Source organism: Catenulispora sp. GP43 (genome assembly GCF_041260665.1).
In the GTDB taxonomy this organism is placed as follows: domain Bacteria; phylum Actinomycetota; class Actinomycetes; order Streptomycetales; family Catenulisporaceae; genus Catenulispora.
Genome location: NZ_JBGCCT010000012.1, coordinates 61,117 through 85,224 on the forward strand (window position 1 = coordinate 61,117; position 24,108 = coordinate 85,224).

The following is a 24,108-nucleotide window of genomic DNA, read 5'->3' on the forward strand; positions in this document are numbered from 1 at the left end:
GGCGGGCAGGGGATTCCGGGCGCGCAGGGGATTCGGGGCGGGCAGGGGATTCCGGTCGGCGGCGGCCATCACAGCTGGCTGTCGATGAAGGCGAAGAGCTCGTCGTCCGAGGCCGCGTCCATCGCGATCTTGTCCGGGGCGGCCTCGCCGCCCTCGGCGCCGGATCCGAGCCGGTTCAGCGCGCTGTGCAGGATGGCGGTCACCTTGGCGCGCATCGCGTCGTCGTGACCGACCAGCGAGCGCTGCACCTCGTCCAGGGCCGCGCGCAGGGTGTCGTCGGGCGACGGCGCGGCCGGGGCGAGCTTGCCGTGCAGGAAGTCGGCCAGGGCGTTGACCGTCGGGTGGTCGAACGCCAGCGTCGCCGGCAGCCGCAGCCCGGTGGCGCCGCCGAGGCGGTTGCGCAGCTCGACCGCGGTCATCGAGTCGAAGCCGAGTTCGCTGAACGGCCGGTCCGGGTCCACGGCCTGCGGTCCGGGCGCGGCCAGCACCGCGGCCACGTGCGAGCGGGCCAGATCGGCCAGGAACTGCCGCCCCTCCTCCGCGCCCATCCCGGCCAGCCGCGCGGTGAGCCCGCCGGCCGCCGCCGAGGGACCCGCCGCCGCGGCCCGACGACTCGCGGGCACCAGAGCCCGAAGCACAGCGGGCAGGACGCCGTCGGCCTGGCTCGCGCGGAGCCCGGCGGCGTTCCACACCGCGGCCACGGCCAGCGGATCGGCCGCCGACAGCGCCGCGTCAAACAACTCAAGACCCTGATCGCCGGTCAGCGGCGCCACCCCGGAGCGGGCCAGCCGGGCCAGTTCGGCCTCGGTCAGCTCGCCGGTCATCCCGGTCGCCGTGCCCCACAGGCCCCAGGCCACCGACACGGCCGGGAGCGCGACGGCGCGGCGCTGCGCGGCCAGGGCGTCCAGGACCACGTTGGCCGCCGCGTAGTTCGCCTGCCCCGCATTGCCGAGCACACCGGCCAAGGAGGAGAACAGGACGAACGCCTGGACCGGCAAGTCGGCGGTGAGCTCGTGCAGGTTCCACGCCGCGTCCACCTTCGGACGGAAGACACGGTCCACGCCTTCGGCCTTCAGGGCTTCCAGCCGCGCGTCGTCCAGGACGCCCGCGGCGTGCACGACGCCGGTCAGCGGCGCCTCGGCCGGGATCGCGGCCAGGACGGCGGCCAGCGCCTCGCGGTCGGCGGCATCGCAGGCCACGATCTCGGCCTCGGCGCCGGCCGCCGCCAGCCGCTCAACCAGTTCCGCCGCGCCGGGGGCCTCCAGGCCGCGCCGCGAGGTGAGGATCAGGCGGCGGACCCCGTGCCTGGACACCAGGTGCTCGGCGACCAGGGCGCCGAGACCGCCGGTGCCGCCAGTGATCAGGACACTGCCAGAGCCGAAGGCATGCTCGACAGCGGTCTCGGAAGTCCGGGGCGCCACGCGCGGCACCAGCAGCTCGCCGTCGCGCACCGCGATCTGCGGCTCGTCGGCGGCGATCGCGGCGGCGAGCAGACCCCAGCCGGAGAAGCCCTGCGGGACGTCGGCCAGGACGAATCGGCCCGGGTGCTCGGACTGCGCGGCGCGGACCAGGCCCCACACCGCACTGCCAGCGATGTCAGCGGCCTGCGGTCCGACCGCCTCGGAAGTGACGACGACCAGCCGGGTGTCGGCGAACAGCTCGTTCTCGCTGCGCGTCAGCCAATCGCGCAGGATGTCGAGGGCGTGCAGGGTGTGGGCCCGGGCGGCATCGGGAAGCGTCCGGCCGCCCCCGGCGATGCGCACGGCCACGAAGTCCGGTGCCTCGGTCGCGCCGTCCAGCTCGGCCAGGTCGTCCACCACGCGCCAGCCGAGGCTGTCGTCGGCGCTGACCGCCAGCGGCGTCCAGTCCACCCCCGACAGCGCCACCCGGTTCTCAGACCGGGTCCGCAGCGCCTCGGCCGCGATCTTGCGCACCCGCAGCGACTTCACGGCGAACACCGGCCGGCCCTCGGGGTCGGCCGCCGCGATCTCGATGTCGTCGCCGGCGACCGTGAGCCGTACCCGCAGCGCGGACGCCCCGGCGGCGTACAGACGCACGTCACGGAAGATGAACGGGAGCATCAGCTCACTGAATCCGCCAGTCAGCGGCACCGGCTGCAAGGCGGAGTCCAGCACCGCCGGGTGGATGCCGAAGCCGGAGACGTCCAGCTCCTCCGGTGCGGCAAGCTCGGCGAAGATCTCGTCGCCCTGCCGCCACACCGCGGTCACACCGGCGAACGCGGGCCCGTATTCGTAGCCCGCCGAGACGAGATCGGTGTAGCGCTGCGCGACATCCATGCCCGAACCGGACGCGGACGGCGGCCACTGCGCGGCCCACGTCCAGCCGCCGACCGCCGCGATGCCGCTCCCGACCGAGCCGACGGCGCACCGCTCCCACTCCGAACCGGACAGCGCGTATATACCGACACTGCGATGCCCATCGGCGTCTGCGGTGCCGACCACCACCTGCAGATCCACACCCCCCGAATCGGGCAGGATCAGCGGGTTCTCCAGGGTCAGCTCCTCCAGATGCCCGCAGCCCGCCGCGGCAGCCGCTTCCAGGGCGAGCTCGACGAAACCGGCGCCCGGGAACAACGCCGCGCCCTCGACCACGTGGTCGTTCAGCCACGGAGCCGCGGTGCGCGAGAGCCGTCCGGTCAAGAGCAGGCCGCCGTCGGCCAGGGAGACCACCGACGTGAACAACGGATGCGCGGAGGCGCTCATGCCGGCGCCGGACGCGGCCCGCTCCGTGCTCTCGATCCAGTAACGCTGGCGGTCGAAGGCGTAGGTCGGCAGATCGACCCGGCGCCGCACCGGCCCCAGCAGATCGGTCCACGCCACCGGCGCGCCAAGCACGTAGGCCCCGGCGGCGGCGAGCAGGAAGCGCTGCCAGCCGCCTTCGTCGCGGCGCAGCGAACCGGTCGCCGCGCCGGCCGCGCCGGCGTCCTCCAGGATGTCGGCGATGTCGCCGACCAGCACCGGATGCGGGCTGGCCTCGACGAACAGCGGCGTCCCGAAGTCCTTGAAGGCCGCGACGGCGTCGCGGAAGCGGACCGGGTTGCTCAGGTTCTCGTACCAGTACGCGGCGTCCAGGCGCGCGGTGTCGATGAACTCCGCGAACAGCGAGGAGCACATCGCGATGTCCGTGGACACCGGCGCGGTTCCGGCGAGCACTGTCAGAAGTTCGTCGTGCAGAGCCTCGACGTGCGGGGTGTGCGAGGCGTAGTCCACGCCGACCCGGCGGGTGCGGATGCTCTCGCCGCAGGCCTCGACGAACTCGTCCAGCGCGTCCGGGTCGCCGGCGACCACGCCGCTGGCCGGACCGGCGTACACGGCCAGCCACAGGCGGCCGTCGAACGCCTCCAGACGCTTGACGATCTCCTCCGGCGGCAGCGCGACGGCGAGCATCCCGCCGGTCCCGCTGAGCCGCAGCAGCGAACGGCTGCGCAGCGCCACGACGCGCGCCGCGTCCTCCAGCGACAGCGCGCCGCAGACCGCGGCGGCCGCGATCTCGCCCTGCGAATGCCCGATCACCGCGGCCGGCTCCACGCCGATCGACCGCCACAGCCCGGCCAGCGACACCATCACGGCGAACAGCGCGGGCTGGATGACTTCGGTGCCGTCCAGTGTCTGGGCGCCTTCGGCGCCGCGCAGCACGTCCACCACCGACCAGCCGGTGTGCGGGGCCAGCGCGGTGTCGCAGCGCGTCATCCAGTCCTCGAAGACCGGGTTCGCGGCCATCAGTTCCACGGCCATGCCGGCCCACTGCGAGCCCTGGCCGGGGAAGGTGAACACCGGGCGGACGTCGGCGGCGGCCAGCCCGACGGCCAGCGCCGGGTGCGGGGCGCCGTCGGCGAGCGCCGCGAGCGCGGCGGTCAGCTCTTCGCGGTCGGCGGCGACCACGACGGCGCGGTGTTCCAGGGTGGTGCGGCGGGCCAGGGCCGGGCCGGCGGCGGCCAGGTCGGTGGCGTCGGCGGCGCGGGAGAAGACTTCCAGGCGTCCGGCTTGGGCGCGCAACGACTTCTCGGTGCGGGCCGACAGGACCCAGACATACGGGTCCTGCTTCTCGACGGTCGCCGTCCCGGTCTCAGGGTCGGCGTTCGCCTCCGCCGGTTCGGCGTCGCTGGGCTGCGGGGCCTGCTCGATGATGACGTGCGCGTTGGTGCCGCTGATGCCGAAGCCGGACACCGCCGCGCGCACCGGCCGGTCCACGGCCGGCCAGGGCCGGGCCGCGTCCAGCAGCCGCACCGCGCCGCTGTCCCAGTCGATCTGCGAGGAGGGGTTCTCGGCGAACAGCGACGGCGGCAGTTCGCCGTGCCGCATCGCCATGACCATCTTGATGATGCCGGCGACCCCGGCGGCGGCCTGGGTGTGGCCGAAGTTGGCCTTGGCCGAGCCGAGCAGCAGCGGTTCGCCGTCGCCGCGGTTCTGGCCGTAGGTGGCCAGCAGGGCGCGGGCCTCGATCGGGTCGCCGAGCGGAGTGCCGGTGCCGTGCGCCTCGACGACGTCGACGTCGCGGGCGTCCAGGCGGGCATCGGCCAGCGCCTCCCAGATCAGGCGCTCCTGGGCCGGGCCGCTCGGGGCGGTGAGGCCGTTGCTGCGGCCGTCCTGGTTGACCGCCGAGCCGCGGATGACGGCCAGGATGGCGTGGCCGTTGCGCTCGGCGTCGGACAGCCGCTCCAGGATCAGGACACCGACGCCCTCGGCCCACGCCGCACCGGTGGCGCCCTCGGCGAACGGCTTGCAGCGGCCGTCGGGGGCCAGCGCGCCCTGGCGGCTGAACTCGACGAAGGAGTCCGGCGTGGCCATCACGGTGGCGCCGCCGGCCAGCGCCATCGTGCACTCGCGATTGCGCAGCGCCTGCGCGGCCAAGTGGACGGCGACCAGCGAGGAGGAGCAGGCGGTGTCCAGACTGACGGCGGGGCCGTGCAGGCCGAGGGTGTAGGAGATGCGGCCGGCCAGCACGCTGGGCAGCGCGGAGGTGAACAGCGACGCCTCGACTTCCTGCGGCACCGCGCCGAGGAAGCGGGTGCAGTAGAAGTCGAACATGACCCCGGCGAACACGCCGGTCCGCGAACCCCGCAGCGCCATCGGGTCGATCCCGGCGCGCTCGCAGGCCTCCCAGACCGTCTCCAGCATCAGCCGCTGCTGCGGGTCACTGGTCAGCGCGGCGCCGGGGCTCATGCCGAACAGGCCGGCGTCGAAGTCGGCGGCGTCGTAGAGGAAGCCGCCATTGCGGGTGTAGGACTTGCCGAAGGCGTCGCGGTCGGGATCGTAGAGCCCTTCGACGTCCCAGCCCCGGTCGGCCGGGAACTCGCCGATCGCGTGCCGGCCGGTGGAGACGACGTCCCACAGGTCCTCGGGCCCGGCGACTCCGCCGGGGTAGCGGCAGCCCATGCCGATGATCGCGATCGGCTCGTGCCGCGCGCGCTCGGCGTCGACTCGCTGCTGCTCGGTCTCCGCGAGCCGCCGACGGGTGTCGGTGAGGTCGCGCGTGACCCGCTTCAGGTAGTTGCGGAGCTCTTCCTCTGTGGCCATGTGACCGGACCTTTCGAAGGCTGCGGATGCTTAGAGTTCGTTGTCGATGAAGGCGAAGATCTCTTCATCGCTGGCGTCGTTGATGCGCTGTTCGACGCTGTCGGTGCCCGGGCCGGCGATGAGGCGCGTCAGCGTGGCGCTGACCAGCTCGGTGAGCGCCGGATCGGGCTCGGGCTGCGCGAGCAGAAGCGCCTCGACACCGGCGAGTGCGGTACGCAGTGCGTGGTGCGGATCGGGCGCGGCCGGCGCGAGCTCGGTGAGCAGGTGCGCACCGACGGCGGCGACGGTCGGATGGTCGAAGGCCAAAGCCGGCGGCAGGCTCAGGCCGGTCTCGGCCTCGAGCCGGTTGCGCAGCTCGACGGCGGTCAGCGAGTCGAAGCCGAGCTCGACGAAGGCCCGATCGGGATCGACGGACGCCGGTCCGGCGTAGCCCAGGACGGCGGCGACGTGCGAGCGGACGAGGTCGACGAGCGCCTGCGCGGCCTGCGCCTCGGGAAGCGCGGCGAGGCGGGTGCGGAGGTCGGTGGGCGAGGCGGTCGCGGTGGCGGCAGCGGCTTTGCGGCGGGCCGGAACCAGGGACTGCAGGATCGGGGGCAGGGTGCCGGATTCGGCACGGGCGCGGAGGCCGGGGAGGTGGAAGGCGGCGGCCACGAGATCAGATGTCTTGAATGCACCGGAGTCAGAGGTGACCTCAGCGAGTGCGGCGTCGAGGAGCGCCAGACCATCTGTGGTGCTGAGCGGGGCCAGGCCCGCGCGGCCGAGCCGCTCCACATCGAGCGTGCCGGTCATGCCGGTGGTGTTGTCCCACAGACCCCAGGCGACCGATATCGCCAGGAGTCCTTGGGCGCGCCGGTGGGTTGCGAGTGCGTCGAGGGCTGCGTTGGCGGCGGCGTAGTTGGCCTGGCCGGCGTTGCCGAGCACGCCCGCCAGCGAGGAGAACAGCACCAGTGGTGTGTGCGGCGCGAGCTCGTGCAGGTGCCAGGCTGCGTCGAGTTTCGGGCGGAGCACCGTGTCGATGCGGGCGGGGGTCATGGCGGCGAGGGTGGCGTCGTCGAGGGTGCCTGCCGTGTGGATGATCGCTGCCGGGTGCGGGTGGTCGGCCAGCAGTGCGGCGACGGCTTCGCGGTCGGCGACGTCGCACGCGGCGATGGTCACCTTGGCGCCGAGCTCGCGCAGCTCGGCGGCGCTCGGTGCGTCGGCGCCGCGGCGCGAGACCAGGATCAGTTCGCTGACGCCGTGCCGCTCGACCAGGCGGCGGGCGACCAGGGCGCCGAGGCCGCCGGTGCCGCCGGTGATCAGGACCGGGCCGGCCAGCGCCACCGTGGCTGCGGATCGCGTCTGCCGGACCAGGCGCGGGACCGAGACTCGGCCGTCGGCGACGCGCAGCTGCGGCTCCTCGCACGCGGCGAGCAGACCCCAATCCGCGAAGCCCTCCGGCACGTCGGCCACGACGAACCGGCCCGGATTCTCCGCCTGCGCCGCACGGACCAAGCCCCACACCGCGCCACCGGCCAACGAGCCGTCGAAGGCCCCATGCGTCAGGAACACCACGCGGCCACCGGACTCCGCAGCCTGGTGGATCGCCGCGAGCGCCGAAGAGGTGGCCTCGCGGACAGCGGTCAGAGGCTCGGCGATGGACATCGGCAGCTCTACTGCCACACAAGTAGCGTCGAAGTCGCCGCGAGCACTCGGCGTGGCGTCAATCCACTCCACGCCGTACGCCGTCGTACCAACAGCCATCGCGCCGGCCGGCACCGCGCGGACCACCACGGCGTCGATCCCGAACACCGGATTGCCCGCCGGATCCGCCACCGCGACCTGGACCTCGTCGCCGCTCACCGCGAGCCGCACCCGCAGCCCCGACGCGCCCGCACCCGAAGCCGCCAGACGCGCGCCCCGGAACAGGAACGGCACACGCGGCTCGGCCTCATCGGCGGTCAGCAGCATCGCGTGGAACGCCGCGTCCAGCAGCGCCGGATGCAGCCCGAAGCCACTCAGGTCCAGGCCCTCGGGCGCCGCGATCTCGGCGAACAGCTCGTTGTCCGCGCGCCACACCCGTGCTGCACCCCGGAACGCCGGTCCGTACTCGTACCCGAGGTCGGCCAACCGGTCGTAGCCGCTCTCGACGTCGATCTCCGACGCCCCGGCCGGCGGCCAGGAAACGGCCCATTCGCAGGACCCTGTGGAGCTGGAGGCACCGGAGCCCAGCCGTCCGCTGGCCCGCCGCGTCCACACCTCGTCGTCGGCATCGCGTGTGTACACCCGGACAACGCGTTCGGCGTCCACCGCGACCTGCACGAACAAGACCCCGGACGCCGGCAGCATGATCGGCGCCTCGAACACCAACTCCTCGACGCCCTCACACCCCGCACGCTCGGCAGCCACCAACACCGCGTCCAGCACCGCCGTACCCGGCACCAGCTCGCTCCCGGCCACCCGGTGGTCGGCCAGCCACGGCAGGTCCGCCACGGCCAGACGCCCGGTCAACACCAGCGCGCCGTCATCCCCGACCTCGACCGCCGCGCCGAGCAGCGGATGCGTCAGGGCCCGCTGGCCGACCGACTCCACCTCCGCCTCGCGCGGACGCGGCGGCAGCCAGTACCGGGTGCGGTCGAAGGCATAGAGCGGCAGGTCGAACGCCGGAACTCCGGCAACGGATCCGAGCAGAGCGGTCCATTCGACCCCGAGGCCTGCCACGCACCCCTGCGCCAACGCACCGACCAGCGCCTCGACCTCCGCACGCTTCCGATGCTGCACCGCCACTACCGGCACCCCGGCCGCGCTGGGACACCCCTGCGCGAGCCCGGCCAGCACCGCGTCCGGCCCGACCTCCACCAGCACGCCGGCGCCCTGCGCGACCAACCCGTCCACGGTCCCCTCGAACCGGACGGTCTCGCGCACCTGCCGCACCCAGTACTCGGGTTCGTCCCACCCCGGCCCGTCAGGGCCCAGATTCGTCGCGTGCGCCAACCGGGGCGCGGCGAACGCGACCCGGGCCAGCTCCCGCCGGAACGCCTCGAGCATCGGCGCCATCAGCGGCGAGTGGAACGCGTGGCTGACCGCCAGCCGCCGCGTCCGCCGCCCCGCCGCCGACCACTGCTCGGCCAGCCGCAGGCACGCCTTCTCCGCACCGGACAGCACCACCGAGACCGGACCGTTGACGGCGGCCACGGCCACCGCGTCCTCCAGCCCGTCCAGCGTCGGCGCCACCTCGTCGTACGAAGCTTCGACCGCGACCATCGCGCCGGGCTCATCAAGGCCCTGCATCAGAGCCGCGCGCACCACGACCAACCGCGCCGCGTCCGCCAAGGAGAACACTCCGGCCACGTACGCGGCCGCGAACTCCCCGATCGAGTGCCCGGCCACGAAATCCGGCGTGACACCGAAGGACTCCAGCAGCCGGAAGGCGGCGAACTCGTACGCGAACAAGGCCGGCTGCGTGTACCGCGTCTGATCGATCAGCGCGGCTTCGGGGCTGTCCGGGGCGGCGAAGACCACATCCTTCAGCCGACGGTCGAGATGCGGATCCAAGGCATCGCAGACCTCGTCGAAGGCCCGAGCGAAAGCCGGGAACGCCGCGTAGAGCTCGCGCCCCATCCCCGCACGCTGCCCGCCCTGGCCGGTGAACAGAAACGCCGCCGGCGCATGGTCCGGCGCGAGCCCGGTGACCACGTCCCGGTTCGGCCGCCCCGCCAGGTGGTCGTCGAGCGCCGCGAGCAGCGCGTCGCGGTCGTCGCCGAGCACCACGGTGCGGTGCGGGAAAAGTGTGCGCGTCGAGACCAAAGCCCGCGCGACGTCGCCGGCGTCATGAGGCTCCGCCTCGAACGCACGCAGCCGCTCGGCCTGTGCCCGCAAGGCGCCGGAGCTTCGAGCACTGATGACCCATGCCAGCGGACGCGTGTGTCCCGGCACCGGCCCCTCACCGCCCGAAGGCTCCGGCGCGTCCGCCGCATCCGGTGCCTCCTCCAGCACCACATGCGCGTTCGTCCCGCTCAGCCCGAACGCCGAGACCGCGCACCGGCGGGGGCCACCCCGCCGCGTCCACTCCTGCTCGGCGGTGACCAGGCTGAGCGCCTCCGACTCCCAGTCCACATGCGGGCTGAGCACGTCGGCGTGCAGCGTCGGCGGCAGCACCCCGTGCCGCATCGCCATGACCATCTTCAGGATCCCGGCGAGACCGGCGGCGGCCTGGGTGTGTCCGAAGATGGACTTCGAGGCTCCCAGCCACAGCGGATCGTCCGCCTTGCGTCCCCGGCCGTACGTCGCGGCCAGCGCGCTCGCCTCGATCGGATCGCCCAGCGGCGTGCCCGTGCCGTGCGCCTCGACGGCGTCCACGTCGGCGGTGTCCAGGCCCGCGTCCGCCAGCGCCGCCAGGATGACGCGCTCCTGCGCGGGGCCGTTCGGCGCGGTCATCCCGTTGCTGCGGCCGTCCTGGTTGACCGCGCTGCCCCGGATCACCGCAAGGATCCGGCGGTTGTTGCGCTGCGCGTCCGAGAGCCGTTCCAACAGCAGCACGCCGACGCCCTCGGACCACGCGGCACCGGCGGCGTCGGCGGAGAACGGCCGACATCGGCCGTCCGCGGACAGGGCGCGCTGCCGGCAGAACTCGATGAACGAATCAGTGGTCGACATCACGGTGGAGCCGCCGGCCAGCGCCAGCGAGCACTCGCCGTCGCGCAGCGCCCGCATCGCCAGGTGGACCGCGACCAGCGAGGAGGAACAGGCGGTGTCCAGCGTCAGCGCGGGGCCCTCCAGCCCGAAGGTGTAGGAGAGCCGGCCGGCCAGCACGCTCGGTGCGTTGGCCAGCAGGAACGCCCCCTCGAGCTCAGCCGGGGCGGCGTTGATGTAGCGCATCGCGTAGTCGTTGTGCATGGTCCCGGCGAAGACGCCGGTCTTGCTGCCGCGCAGCGCTCCCGGCACGATCCCGGCCCGCTCGAAGGACTCCCAGGCCGTCTCCAGGAACAGCCGGTGCTGCGGGTCGGTGGCCAGCGCGCTGCGCGGGTTCATGCCGAAGAACTCGGCGTCGAAGTCCGCGGCGTCGTGCAGGAACCCGCCGTGCCGGGTGTAGGTCCGGCCCTGCGCCTCGGGGTCGGGGTCGTAGAGCCCGTCGGTGTCCCAGCCGCGGTCCGTCGGGAAGCCGGTGATCGTGTCAGTGCCCGAACGCACCGTCTCCCACAGCCCCTCCAGGGTGCTCACCCCACCGGGGAAGCGGCAGCCCGCGCCGATGATCGCGATCGGTTCGCGGCGCGCGTTCTCGGACTCCTCCAGCCGCCGCCGGGCCTCGGTGAGGTCGACGGTGACGCGCTTGAGGTAGTCGCGGAGCTTGTCCTCGGTCGTCGCCATGCGCGTGCCCTTCCGTCAGACCCTGGGCGGTTCGGAGAACTGCCGGTCGATGTACGCGAAGATCTCCTCATCGGTGGCCTCGGCGGCCGGATCCAGGACCGCGTCGGCCGGAGCCGGCGCGGCGGCCTGCTCGCCGGAGCCGGAGCCGGTCGCCGGGCCCAGCCGGTCCAGGCCGCTGCGCAGCAGGGCGACGAGCTTGGTGCGGGTGGCCTCGTCGGTCCCCGGCAGCGCGGCCTGCATCTGTTCCAGCGCCTCGCGCAGCGCGTCCTCCGGCGCGGCCTGGGCCGGGGCGAGCTCGGTGTGCAGGAACGCGGCCAGTGCGGCGACCGTCGGATGGTCGAAGGCCATGGACGCCGGCATCCGCAGACCGGTCTCGGCGTCGACCCGGTTGCGCAGCTCGACGGCGGTCAGCGAGTCGAAGCCGAGTTCGGTGAAGGCGCGGTCGGCGTCCACGGCGTCGGCGGAGGCGTGGCCGAGGACCGCGGCGGCGTGCGCCCGGACCAGGCCGGCCAGCAGCTTGACGCCGTCAGCCTGGGACAGGCCGGCGAGGCGCGACGTCAACGTGTTCTGCGATCCGGTGACGGCACCGGCCGGAGCCGAGGCGGTAGCCGCGGTCCGGTTGGCAGCGGCGGCGGTCGGAGCCGAAACACGGCGAGCGGTGGTGCGGACCAGGCCCTCGAAGACCTCGGGGATCGCGCCGCCGCCGTCGACGCGGGCCCGCAACGCTGCCAGGTCCCAGCGGGCCGCGACGGTCAGCGACGCGTCGGAGCTCAGGGCACTGTCGAAGAACGCGAGCCCCTGATCCGTGGGCAGCGTCGCGACGCCAGTACGGGCCAGGCGGGCCAGATCGGCGTCGGTGAGAGCACCGGTCATGCCGGTGTGGTCGGCCCACAGGCCCCACACGATGGACACCGCAGGTCGGCGCTGGCGCCGGCGCGCGGCGGCAAGGGCGTCCAGGAAGGCGTTGGCCGCCGCGTAGTTGCCCTGCCCCGCGGTGCCTACGGTTCCGGCGACCGAGGAGAAGAGCACGAACAGCGCGTTCGGCGCGGTCTTTTCGGTGAGCTCGTGCAAGTGCCAGGCGCCACCTGCCTTGGCGGCCAGCGCCTCGTCGAGGTGGGCCGTGGACAGTGCGGCGACCGGGGCGTCGTCCAGGACGCCGGCGGTGTGCACGACACAGGCCAGTGGCTGGTCGGCGGGGATCGCATCCAGCAGCGCGGCGACGGCGTGGCGGGAGGAGACATCGCAGGCTGCGATGGTCACCGACGCACCGAGGGCGGTCAGCTCGGATTCCAGCTCGGCGGCGCCCGGGGCGTCGGCACCGCGCCGTGAGGCGAGGAGCAGGTGCCGCACGCCATGCGACTCGACCAGGCGGCGAGCCACGAGAGCGCCGAGGCCGCCGGTGCCGCCGGTGATGAGGACGGTCCCGGTGGTGAGATCGATCGTTGCTTCGGATGGGTCGGTGCGGACCAGGCGCGGGGTGCTCACCACGCCATCACGGACCTTCAGCTGGGTGCGACCGGTAGCCAGAGCTGCGAGGGCCAGCTTCCAGGTCCGCTCATCGGTATCGGCGACATCCACGATCGCGAAGCGCCCGGGATGCTCAGTCTGTGCCGAGCGCACCAGACCCCACAGTGGCGCGGCGGCCAGACCGTCGTCGGTCCCGTCAAGGGCGCCCGAGGTCGTGAAGACCAGCCGGCTGGCGGCGAACCGCTCGTCGGCGACCCAGCCCTGGATCAGGTCCAGGACCTGGTACAGCCCCTCGTGCACCGAGTACGGGAGATCGAAGGGATCCACGTCCGGCCGATAGGACACGAACACCGTCTCAGGGACCTGACCCGCCGTCATGTCCGGCAGCGAGGGCAGGTCGTAGCTGAGCGTCGCCTCGGCGCCGAGCCCGGCCAGCACGGCACGCAGCTCGTCGGCGGCGGCGTCGGCGCCGACAACCGCGACCCGCTGCCCGGCCAGCTCGGACTCCGACACCGTCAGCTCGTTCCACGCCACGGCGTACGAGGCCGGGCCGCTCGCGGTCTGGCGGCGCGGCATCCGGCGCAGCGTCAGCTCCTCGACGCCGAGGACCGGCTGTCCGGCGCCGTCGAAGGCGACCAGCGAGTACCGGTCGGAGCCCAGCTCGGCGACCCGGACGCTCAGCGCCTCGGCGCCCCGCGCCGCCACCCGCACCCCGGCGAACGCGAACGGCAGCAGCAGCATGTCGTCGTCGCCGACGCTGTCGCGGACCAGCGGATGCAGGACCGCGTCGAGCAGCGCCGGATGCACCATGAACCGTCCGGCATCGGCGCGGACCGCTTCAGGGAGCGCGACATCGATGAAGCGCGTGCCCTCGGCCGTGACGACGCGCGACAGGCCCTGGAATGAGGGTCCGTATTCGTAGCCGCGGTCGACGAGCCAGTCGTAGATGCCCTCGAGGTCGGTCTCGGCGGCATCGGCAGCCCGGCCCTCCCAGGACGCCGCCGGCGGCTCGGCAGCGGTATCCGTATCGGCGAGCAGGGTGGCCGTGGCGTTGCGCGTCCACTCGTCCTCGTCGCCGGCGCGCCGCGAATAGACGCCGAGGGTCCGGCGGCCGCGTTCGTCGGCGTCGCCGACCGTCAGCTGAATGTCCACCGCTTCGCCGTCGCTCAGCACCACCGGCGCCTGAAGCATCAGCTCGTCGATCCCGCCGCTGCCCGCCACGTCGGCGGCCTGAAGCGCCAGCTCCACGAAGGCCGTGCCGGGAAGCAGGACGTCGCCGTCCACGGCGTGGTCGGCGAGCCACGGCGTCGCGGCCGTCGAGAGCCGTCCGGCCAGCACCAGTCCGTCGCCCTCGGCCAGGCGCACCGTGGCGTCGATGAGCGGGTGTCCGGCCGGCGGCCGGGTCGGCGAGCCGCCGACCCAGAAACGCCGGCGTTCAAAGGGATACGTCGGCAGCACGACCTGGTGCGACGCCGTCCCCAGCACCGCGCGCCAGTCCACCGGAGCGCCCGCGACGTAGGCCTGTGCGGCCGCCAGCAGGAACCGCCGCGGACCGCCGTCGTCGCGGCGCAGAGTCCCGAACGCGTCCCCGGCCATGCCGGCCGCGCGGAGCGTGTCCTGCACGTTGCCGATCAGCACCGGGTGCGGGCTGGACTCGACGAACAGCGGCGTGCCGTCCCAGTCGGCGAACTGCCGGATGGCCTGTTCGAACTGGACGGGGTTGCGCAGGCCGAGGTACCAGTACTCGGCGGTCAGCGCGTCGGCGGTCACGAACCGGCCCTCGGCCGAGGAGCAGAACGCCACGCCGGTCGCGCGCGACTCGACACCGGCCAGCGCGGCGAGCAGATCCTCGCGCAGCGCCTCGATGTGCGGGGTGTGCGCGGCGTAGTCGATCGCCACGCGCCGGGCCCGCACATCGGCTCCGAGCGCGGCGGCGAACTCCTCGCAGGCGTCCGGATCCCCGCCGACCACGGTGCTGGCGGGGCCGCTGAGGATCGCGACCCACAGCCGGTCCTGCCACGGCTGAAGCAGCTCCCGAACCCGGTCGGCGGGCAGCGGCACGGCCAGCAGCGCGCCGGTCCCGGTCAGCTTCATCAGGGCTTTGCTGCGCAGCGCCACGATCCGCGCGGCATCGGGCAGGTCGAGCGCCCCGGCCACGCACGCGGCGGTGATCTCGCCCTGAGAATGGCCGATGACGGCGGCGGGTTCGACCCCGGCCGACCGCCAGAGCGCGGCCAGCGAGACCATGACCGCGAACAGCGCCGGCTGGATGACGTCGGAGCCTTCGAGCGCGGGCGCCCCGTCCCGGCCCGCCAGGACGTCGGCGACCGACCATCCGGTGTAGGGGGCCAGGGCGGCATCGCAGCGCTCGAAGGCGGCTCGGAAGCCGGCGTGCCAGGCCGACAGTTCGCGGGCCATCCCGGCCCACTGCGAGCCCTGGCCGGGGAAGACGAACACCGGCCGGACGTCGGCGGATGCCGTGCCCTGGACCGCTGCCGGATGCGGACGGCCCTCGGCGAGGGCGGCCAGCGCGGCGAGCAGTTCCTCGCGGTCCTGCGCGACGACCACGGCTCGGTGTTCCATCACGGTCCGCAGGGCCAGGGTCGGACCGGCTGCGGCGAGATCGGCGGCGGAGGCGTCGACGGCGAAGGTGCGCAGCCGCGTGCACTGAGCACGGAGCGCCGAGGCAGTGCGCGCGGAGAAGACCCAGACGAGCGGAATCGCTGTGGCCGTCCCGGATTCGGGAGCCGACGCGCCGGCCATGTCGGCCTCGACAAGAGCCGGCGCCCGCTCGATGATCACATGCGCGTTGGTGCCGCTGATCCCGAACGAGGACACCGCCGCGCGCGCCGTGTGCTGAGCAGGCAGCTCAACCGGCTCCGTCAGCAGCCTGATGGTCCCCGGACTCCAGTCCACATGCGCGGTCGGCTGGTCGGCGTGCAGGGTACGCGGCAGCACCCCGTGCCGCAGCGCCTCGATCATCTTGATGACGCCCGCGGCTCCGGCGGCGGCCTGGGTGTGGCCGATGTTGGTCTTCACCGATCCCAGCCACAGCGGCCGGCCGGCGTCCCGGTCCGCTCCGTACGCGGCGAGCAGCGCCTCGGCCTCGATCGGGTCACCGAGACGGGTTCCGGTGCCGTGTGCCTCGACGGCGTCCACGTCCGCGGCGGCCAGTCCGGCGTCGGCGAGCGCGGCGCGGATCACCCGCTCCTGCGCCGGGCCGCTCGGGGCGGTGAGCCCGTTGCTGCGGCCGTCCTGGTTCACCGCCGAGCCGCGCAGCACCGCGAGCACCGGGTGCCCGGCGCGCCGCGCGTCCGACAGCCGCTCCAGCAGCAGCACGCCGGCGCCCTCGGCCCAGCCGGTGCCGTCGGCGTCGGCGGAGAAGGCCTTGCAGCGGCCGTCCCGGGCCAGCCCGCCCTGGCGGCTGAACTCGACGAACATCCCGGCGGTGGCCATCACGGTGACGCCGCCGGCCAGGGCCATGTCGCACTCGCCCCGGCGCAGCGCCTGCGCGGCCAGGTGCATCGCGACCAGCGAGGAGGAGCACGCGGTGTCGATGGTCAGCGCGGGTCCGATGAGCCCGAGGCTGTAAGCGATCCGGCCGGACACCACGCTCAGCGCGCTTCCGGTCAGCAAGTGTCCGTCCGTGCCGGCGCTGGGCTGGTGCAGCCGGGGCCCGTAGTCCGGGGCCATCGCGCCGACGAAGACGCCGGTGCGGCTGCCGCGCAGCGTGTCGGCGTCCAGTCCGGCGCGCTCGGCCGCCTCCCAGCAGACCTCGAGCATGAGGCGCTGCTGCGGGTCCATGGCCGCGGCCTCGCGCGGGCTGATGCCGAAGAACGCCGTGTCGAACTTGTCCGCGTCGCGCAGGAAGCCGCCGCGGCGGGTGGAGCTGGTCCCTGACGCCTCCTCGCCCTCGGCGAACAAGGCCTCGAAGTCCCAGCCGCGATCGGCCGGGAAGTCGGACACCGCTTCGCCGCCGGCGGCCACCAGGTTCCACAGGTCCTCCGGCGAGGCGATGCCGCCGGGGTAGCGGCAGCCCATGCCGACGACGACCACCGGATCGGCGTCCTCGACGGCGCCTCGGGCACCGGCGTCGGAGCGCTCGTCAGTACCTTGCGACAGCGTCCACATCCGGTCCGCGAGCTGGTCGGGACTGGGGTAGTCGAACAGCACGCCGGTCGGCAGCGCCAGCCCGGTCGCGGCGCGCAGCCGGTTGCGCAGCTGCACCGAGGCCGCGGAGTCCACGCCGAGTTCCTTGAACCGCCAGTCGGGCCGGACGGCGGAGGCGTCGCTGTGGCCGAGGACGTCCGCCGTCGTCGCGACGACGAGATTTCGCAGGGCTCGACGATCGCCGAAGCCGCTCGGTGTCGCGCCGGAAGTCTCGGCAGCCGGCGCCACCGAACGCGGCGCGGCGGATACCGGGGCCGTGGCAGCGCCCTCCGCGATCCAGTACCGCTGACGCTGGAAGGCGTAGGTCGGCAGCTCGGCCAGCTGGTTCGGCCGCACGTCCACCGCACCGGCCCAGTCCACCGGAGCCCCGGCGACGTAGGCCTCGGCCAGCGCCTGCCGGAACCGGTCGGGGCCGCCGACGTTGCGCTGCAACGTCCCGACCACCGCGGCGGTCCGCTCGGCGGCCTCGACCGTCTCCTCGAGCGCGCCGGTCAGCACCGGATGCGCACTGCACTCGACGAACAGCGCCGCGCCGGCTTCGAGCGCGTGGCGTGCGGCGTCGGCGAAGCGCACCGGCAGACGCAGGTTGCGGTACCAGTACTCGGCGTCGAGCTCGGCGGTGTCGATCGGCTCGCCGGTGACGCAGGACACGAACTCGGTCGCGCAGGAGCGCGGGCTGACCGGGGCCAGCACCTCCAGCAGCTCCTCGCGGATCGCCTCGACAGCCTCGGAGTGCGAGGCGTAGTCGACCGGGACCAGCTTCGCGCGGTGGCCGGCGTCCTCGAACTCGGCCTGCAACGCCTCCAACACCCCGACCGGCCCGGACACCACCACCGAGCGCGGCCCGTTGACCGCGGCGACGGTGGCCTCAGGTCCCAGGCCCGCGCGCACCACGTCCAGCGGCGCGGCGACGGACAGCATCCCGCCGGCGCCGGCAAACCGGGTTATCGCTTTGCTGCGCAGGGCGACGACGCGCGCGCCGTCGGCCAGCGACAGGGCGCCGACGACCGTGGCCGCGGCGATCTCGCCCTGCGAGTGGCCGATCACCGCATCGGGCCGCACGCCGCGCGAACACCACAGCTCGGCCAGCGCCACCATCACGGCCCACAGCGCGGGCTGGACGACGTCCACCCGGTCGAAGCCGGGGGCGCCCGGAACGTCCCGCAACACGTCAGTGAGGCTGTAGTCGACGAAGGGGCTCAGGGCCGCCTCGCAGTCGGCGATCCGCGCGGCGAACACCGGCTCGGCGTCTAGCAAACCGACGGCCATGCCGAGCCACTGTGAGCCCTGGCCGGGGAAGACGAACGCGTGCTTGCCCTGGACTGCGGTGCCCAGGGTGACCGAGCCGTCCGGCATGCCGTCGGCAACGGATGTCAGAGCTTTGACGCGCTCCTCGCGTGCGGCGGTGCCGGCGGCGTCGATGACCGCGCGGTACTCGAACCGGCTGCGGGTCCGCAGCAGAGCCAGTGCCGGGTCGGGCCCGTCGGCGGCGGCCGAGGCTACGGCCGAGGCGAGGGTGGCGGCCTGAGCGCGCAAGGCTTCCGGCGACCGTGCGGAGAGCACCCACGGCAGGCCATCAGGGTCCTCAATCGGCTGTGTCGCCTCGTTCGGGGCGGCGCCGAGGACCAGGTGGCAGTTCGTGCCGCCCATGCCGACCGAGCTGACGCCCGCCAGCGCCACCCCATCGGGCGCCGGCCAAGGCGTCGTCTCCCGCACCACCGCCAGGCGCAGCGCTTCCAGCGGGATGTCAGGGTTCGGAGTCTGGTAGTGCAGGCTGGCCGGCAGCTCACGGTGGTGCAGGCTGAGCACCACCTTGACCAGCCCGGCGATCCCCGCCGCGCCCTCCAGGTGCCCGATGTTCGTCTTCACCGAGCCGACCAGCAACGGCCGGTCCGCAGGGCGGTGCGCACCCCCCAGGGCAGCACCGAGCGCGGCGGCCTCGACCGGGTCGCCGACGCGGGTGCCGGTGCCGTGCAGTTCGACGTACTGCACGTCGCCCGGCCGCACCCCGGCCTCGCGGCACGCCGCCTGCACCACGTCGCGCTGGGCCTCGGCACGCGGCACAGTAAGCCCCTCGCCGCCGCCGTCGTTGTTGACCGCGCCGCCGAGGATGACGGCCAGCACCGGATCGCCGTCGCGGCGGGCGGCGGCCAGCGGCTTGAGGACCACGACCGCCCCGCCCTCGCCGCGGACGTAGCCGTCGGCGGCGGCGTCGAAGACCCGGCATCGGCCGGTCGGCGACAGCGCGCCGAACCCGGCGATCACGGCCGTGGTCTCGGCCAGCAGGTTCAGGTTCACGCCGCCGGCCAGCGCCACCGTCGACTCGCCCGCGGCGAGGCTCTGACACGCCTGGCGCACGGCGAGCAGCGAGGAGGACTGGCCGGCGTCCAGCGTCAGGCTCGGGCCGCGCAGCTGGAGCACGTAGGAGACGCGGTTGGCGATCATCGCGCGGTGCGCGCCGGTGTAGGTGTGGGCGCTGTGGGCGGCGGGGTCGGTGCGGCCGGCCAGGACCGCGTAGTCGGAGGCGATCGCGCCGAAAAACACACCGACCGGGGCGCCGGCCAGCTCGCCGGGCACCAGCCGGGCGTGCTCCAGCGCCTCCCAGGCCAGCTCCAGGGCCAGCCGCTGCTGCGGGTCCATGGCCGCGGCCTCGTGCGGGGAGATCCCGAAGAAGGCGGCGTCGAAGCGGTCCACGCCCTCGACGAAGCCGCCGAAGCGGAAGTCCGGCAGCACCGCGCCCGGCCAGCGCTCCTCGGGCGCCTCGATCACCGCGTCGCCGCCGGCGCGCAGCAGCCGCCACAGCGCGGCCGGTCCGTCCGCGCCGGGCAGCCGGCACGCCAGGCCGATCACGGCGACCGGTTCCACAACCACATCTGCCATGCCCACGCCACCTTGGGGGAGGAATCGCGATTCGCCCTCCCGAAAAGGCCGGGGAATGGCCGCGGCACAATCGCCGGTCCGGGAGTTCCGAGAACGAGGATCAATTGGCGACGGGTTCGCAGTCAACGAATACCGGGCCCGGCGGCGATGGCAACTAACGGCCGCCGCATTGTGCCATCGTCATCACCTTGCGATCCTCGTCCGGCCTTGGGGCAATGGGCCCTATGCCGAACACCGTCGCGCCCACGCCGCTCAGCCACGGCCAGCTCTACAGCTGGCGCGAGGTGGAGTCCTACCCGCCGCCGTGGCGGGCCGAGGCGAACCTGTCGGCGACCTGGGATCTGCGGGGCCTGACACCGGAGCGGCTCGCGGCGGCCCTGCGCCGGCTGGTCGAGCTGCACGAGCCTTTGCGCACCAGCTACTCGGTCGGCCCGGACGGCGTCCCGGCGCAGCACGTGTACTCCCTGGACGACGACGGCCCCTGCGGCCTGGACGCGGCCACCGGGCTGCCACGCGCGATCGGGACCGCCGACCGGCGGATCACCGACTTCGCCGACCCGATCCGCACCACCGAGACCCTGGCCGGGCAGGCGATCCCGATGACCGGCGGCCCCTGCTGGCGCGGGTCGCTGGTGACCACCGACGGCGCCCCGATGTTCGTCTCGCTGGCGTTCTCGCACCTGATCCTGGACGTCTGGTCGATGATCGAGCTGGAACGGCGCTTCCGGATCCTGGCCGAGGACCCCGAGGCCGGTCTGGACGCCGGGGCGTCGCAACGGGATCTGTCAGCGGCTCAGCATGCTGAAAAATGGCAGACCAGGCAGGCGGCGGCGGAGAAGTACTGGCGCGGCGTGCTCGCCGAGGCGCCGGCCCGCTTCCGGCTCCGGCAGGCCCTGCCGACGCTGACCACCGGCCAGACCAAGCCGCGCGTGCAGGCCGTCCTGCACTCGCACCGGCTGACCGCACTGGCCGCCGAGGCGGCGCGGCAGCACGCGGTCACCGTGCCGGCCGTGCTGCTCGCGATGGTCACCGCGGCACTCGCGGAGCACCTCGGCACCGAGGGCACCGTCATCAGCCTGATGTCGAACAACCGGTTCGCACCGGACCACCGGCATGTGGTCGGCACGCTGAACCAGCTCATCCCGATCTCGCTGCCGGTGGACCGGGCCGGGACGCTGGCCGAGCACGTGAAGCGGACGCACTGGGCCAGCGCGAAGGCGTACCGGTACTCCTGTTACGACGTCGACCGGATCGCCGCGCAGACCGAGGGATCCGCTGACGGCTGGTACAACCGGCTGTTCCCGGCCTGGTTCAACTACCTGCCGTTCGACGACCGGATCGCCGATCCGGCGGAGTACGCCCCGGCCGAGCTGGTCTGGACGGAGCAGCCGCGCGAGTACGGTCAGCCGTTCGACGTGCGAGTCACGGCGCAGGACGGCCGCACCAGCATCCAGCTGCGCACCGACCCCGAGGTCGTGGACGCCGGAGCGCTGACTGGGATCCTGCGCACCATCGCGTTCGGCGTCCAGCGTGCGGTGTCGGCGCCGGAGAGCGGACTCAAGGAGCTGTGGACGCCCGCTGACCCCGACCCGGCGCTGTTTCCCGCTGTCTAAAAGACCCCTGCCTCGCGCCGATAGTCCGAGGGCGCCATGCCCGTCCACCGCCGGAAGGCCCGGGTGAGCGCCGAGGGCGTCGAGAAGCCGAGCCGGGCCGCGATCGCCGTGACCGCCAGGTCTGGCTGGGACAGGAGCGTCAGTGCGCGCTCCCGCCGGAGGTCGTCGGCCAGGGCGGCGAACGATGTGCCCTCCTGCGTGAGCCTGGTCTGGAGAGTACGGGGGCTGACAGCCAGGGCGCGGGCGGCCGCTGCGAGGCTGGGCTGCGGTGCGTCTCGGAGCAGATCGGTGACAGCCGTCGCCCAAGGCACCCGCTGGTGGGCGATGCGGCGTTCGGCGTAGGGCCGAAGCATCGAGCGCACAACGGTGTCGGCATCCGGGACAGGCATGTGCAACGACTCGCTCGTGAAGACGCAGACATCGGCAGGCTGACCGAACGCGACCGGTCCGGCGAAGGCCCTGTCGTAGTCGCTGATGTCCTCCGGCCGGGCTCGGCGCAGCGCCACACGGGACGGGCCGGCCCCGTCGCCGGCGATGGAGCGGACGATCCGGCACAACAGCGCGAAGCACGCCTCAACCGTGTCGGGGTCCGCGGGCCCGCCATCCGGCGCGCGCAGGGACAGGGACACCGCCTGCGGCCGCCGCGCCAGGAGGATCTGTTCCCGGCCGAACATCGGATGGAAGCGTTCCAGGTCGTCGAGCAGCGAGCCGATGTCGGGGCTGTTGACGGCGATCGGACCGACCAGCCCGCCGAGCACGGTGATCTCGGCCCACGCCGCGAACGCCAGGCCGGGCCGGTCCATACCAGCCGCGCGGAGCACCTCCCACGTCGCCTCCGGGGGTGAGACCGGCGCGCCGTGGATCGCGGCGAACCGGGCGAGGTGGCCCGCGACGGGATCCGCGGGTGAGGACAAGCGGGTTGCGTCCAAGGAGCGGTGTCCCTCCTCCCCGGAACCGAGGATTGCGGCATGGAACTCGACAGGCCGACGAGGCCGCTGCTCACCTACGGTACCTATCCCGCACTCGCTGCCGTCACCGCTGCCGCCCTGTGGGCCGCCCTGCGATGGAATCTGGATCGCGACGCCGTCATCGGCGTGCTGACCGCGGTGACCATCGTCACCGTGTTCACAGTCGAGCGCGTCAATCCCCTCCACGAACGCTGGTCCATGACCAAGGACGGCTTCCTCGGCCGGGACCTGCCGTTCATCGGACTGGCCGTCGTCGTCGAGCAGCTGGCTACCGCCGGTGTGGGCCTGGTCGCGGCGGCGACCATGCCCCGGAACGGCTTCGGCCCCCTCGCCCGGACGCCCCTGCTCGCTCAGGCGGTGTTCGCTCTGGTCGCGCTGGACCTGCTCTGGTACGGCTACCATCGCGCCGCCCACACGATCTCCCGGCTCTGGCGCGTCCACGGCCTGCACCACTCGCCGTCCCAGCTCTATGTCCTGATGCACCAGGTCTTCCACCCGTTCGATCTGCTGGTCTCGCGCTTCGTGATCTCGCTGATCGTCTTCAAGACCACAGGGATCTCGCCGGACGCGGCCTTCATCGCGATCGCCGTGCTCGGCCTGCAACAGACGGTCAGCCACGTGAACAGCGACCTGCGCGTCGGCAAGCTCAACCACGTCCTCATCGGCGCCGAGACGCACCGCTATCACCATGGGGCGCAAGAACGTGGCAACTACGGCTCGGTGGTCGCGATCTGGGACATCGTCTTCGGCACGTTCCTCTACGAGCCGCGCCGCGTTCCGGACGCGTTCGGCTTGGAGGACCCCGGTTCGTTCCCGGATCCGCGCCGCTTCCACGCCGCGTTGGCCTGGCCCTTCACCCCCTAGACAAGCACCTCCACCGGCGCCGGGTGGCTGAGGAAGGCGCTCGGACTGGCCGTCAGACCGTAGGCCCCGGCCTGGAAGAGCACGATCAGATCCCCGACATCCGCCGCTGGCAGCTCGACGTCGTCGCCGAGCAGGTCCAGCGGCGTGCACAGGCAGCCGACCACCGAGACCTTGCCGACAGCCGGCTCGTCGATCCGGTCCGCCACCGCGAGCGGGTAGTTGCGCCGGATCGTCTGCCCGAAGTTCCCCGAGGCGGCCAGCTGGTGGTGCATGCCGCCGTCCACGACCAGGAACACCTTGCCGCGCGACTCCTTGCGGTCCAGCACCCTCGTGACGTAGACACCGGCCTCGCCGACCAGATAGCGGCCCAGCTCGACCGCGATCCGGGCGCCGGGCAGCGCGGCGGCCACCACGTCGGTCAGCTTCGCCAGGTTCTCCCCGATCGGCGCCAGGTCCAGCGCGGCGTCGCGCGCGGTGTAGGGGATGCCGAAGCCGCCGCCGACGTTGACATAGCGCACCGGGGAGGGTGCGTGCTCGGCCAGGGCGAGGACCAGATCGACGGTGCGGCGCTGCGCCTCGCAGATCTCCTCGGCGCGCAGGTTCTGCGAGCCGGCGAAGACGTGGAAGCCCTCGAACTCCAAGTCCCCGCCGCCCATCAGGCCCAGCAGGTCCGGGACGCGCTCGGCGTCCACACCGAACTGCTGCGGGCCGCCGCCCAGGCGCATGCCGGAGCCGCGCACGGCGAAGTCCGGGTTCACCCGGACCGCGACCCGGGCCGTGACACCGAGCTCGGCGGCGGCCGCGCGCACCCGGGCGAGTTCGAGCTCTGACTCCAGCTCCACGGTCACCCCGGCGGCCACGGCCTGGCGCAGTTCGCCGGTGGTCTTGCCGGGGCCGGCGAAGCTCACCTTGGCCGGGCCGACCGAGGTGTCCAGGGCGGCGCGCAGCTCCAGACCGGAGGCCACGTCGAAGCCGTCGACCAGGGTGCTCATGTGGTGCAGCAGCGCCGGCATCGGGTTGGCCTTCACGGCGTAGCTCAGGTGGATCCCGTCCGGCAGCGCGCGCCGGACCCCGGCGACCCGTTCGGAGAGCAGGGCGCGGTCATAGGCGAAGAACGGGGTCGTCACGACGCGGGCGGCCAGCCGCCGCACCGGGACGCCGCCGACGGCCAGCCCGCCGTCGTGCCGGCCGAACCGGGCGGCGAGGTCTTCGGTCAAGGTCATACCGCCCACTGTCCGAATCGCGAAGCCCGCGGTCAATGCGCGC

Annotated in this window: 6 protein-coding genes and 1 pseudogene; 2 read left to right on the plus strand and 5 right to left on the minus strand. The window is 73.5% G+C overall.

What is annotated here, in order from left to right; all coding sequences use genetic code 11:
- Nucleotides 1-68: 68 nt before the first annotated feature.
- The 3 genes and pseudogenes from ABH926_RS24390 to ABH926_RS24400 form a co-directional block, all read right to left on the minus strand.
- Nucleotides 69-5,507 (minus strand): type I polyketide synthase, encoded by a 5,439-nt coding sequence (locus tag ABH926_RS24390; RefSeq protein ID WP_370368233.1) that lies wholly within the window; start codon nucleotides 5,505-5,507, stop codon nucleotides 69-71.
- 60 nt (nucleotides 5,508-5,567) lie between these two features.
- Nucleotides 5,568-10,841 (minus strand): annotated as a pseudogene (locus ABH926_RS24395) (type I polyketide synthase); the annotation flags it as partial.
- Between the two features lie 54 nt (nucleotides 10,842-10,895).
- Nucleotides 10,896-19,397: an SDR family NAD(P)-dependent oxidoreductase gene (locus ABH926_RS24400; RefSeq protein WP_370368059.1), complete on the minus strand. Its 8,502-nt coding sequence runs from the start codon at nucleotides 19,395-19,397 to the stop codon at nucleotides 10,896-10,898.
- A 224-nt stretch (nucleotides 19,398-19,621) separates the two neighbouring features.
- On the opposite strand from ABH926_RS24400, the gene ABH926_RS24405 reads away from it, so the two are divergent.
- Nucleotides 19,622-21,010 (plus strand): condensation domain-containing protein, encoded by a 1,389-nt coding sequence (locus ABH926_RS24405; RefSeq protein WP_370368060.1) that lies wholly within the window; start codon nucleotides 19,622-19,624, stop codon nucleotides 21,008-21,010.
- Here the strand turns inward: ABH926_RS24405 and ABH926_RS24410 are convergent.
- A complete protein-coding gene (locus ABH926_RS24410; RefSeq protein WP_370368061.1) occupies nucleotides 21,007-21,939 on the minus strand; it encodes a helix-turn-helix domain-containing protein in 933 nt (310 codons plus the stop codon). The genes ABH926_RS24405 and ABH926_RS24410 overlap by 4 nt on opposite strands.
- A 39-nt stretch (nucleotides 21,940-21,978) precedes the next feature.
- On the opposite strand from ABH926_RS24410, the gene ABH926_RS24415 reads away from it, so the two are divergent.
- Complete coding sequence (locus ABH926_RS24415) at nucleotides 21,979-22,842, plus strand: sterol desaturase family protein (protein ID WP_370368062.1); 864 nt, start codon at nucleotides 21,979-21,981, stop codon at nucleotides 22,840-22,842.
- On the opposite strand, the gene ABH926_RS24420 is transcribed toward ABH926_RS24415, so the two are convergent.
- A complete protein-coding gene (locus tag ABH926_RS24420; protein WP_370368063.1) occupies nucleotides 22,839-24,065 on the minus strand; it encodes a pyridoxal-dependent decarboxylase, exosortase A system-associated in 1,227 nt (408 codons plus the stop codon). The two genes, ABH926_RS24415 and ABH926_RS24420, sit on opposite strands and share 4 nt — an antisense overlap.
- Nucleotides 24,066-24,108: the final 43 nt, after the last annotated feature.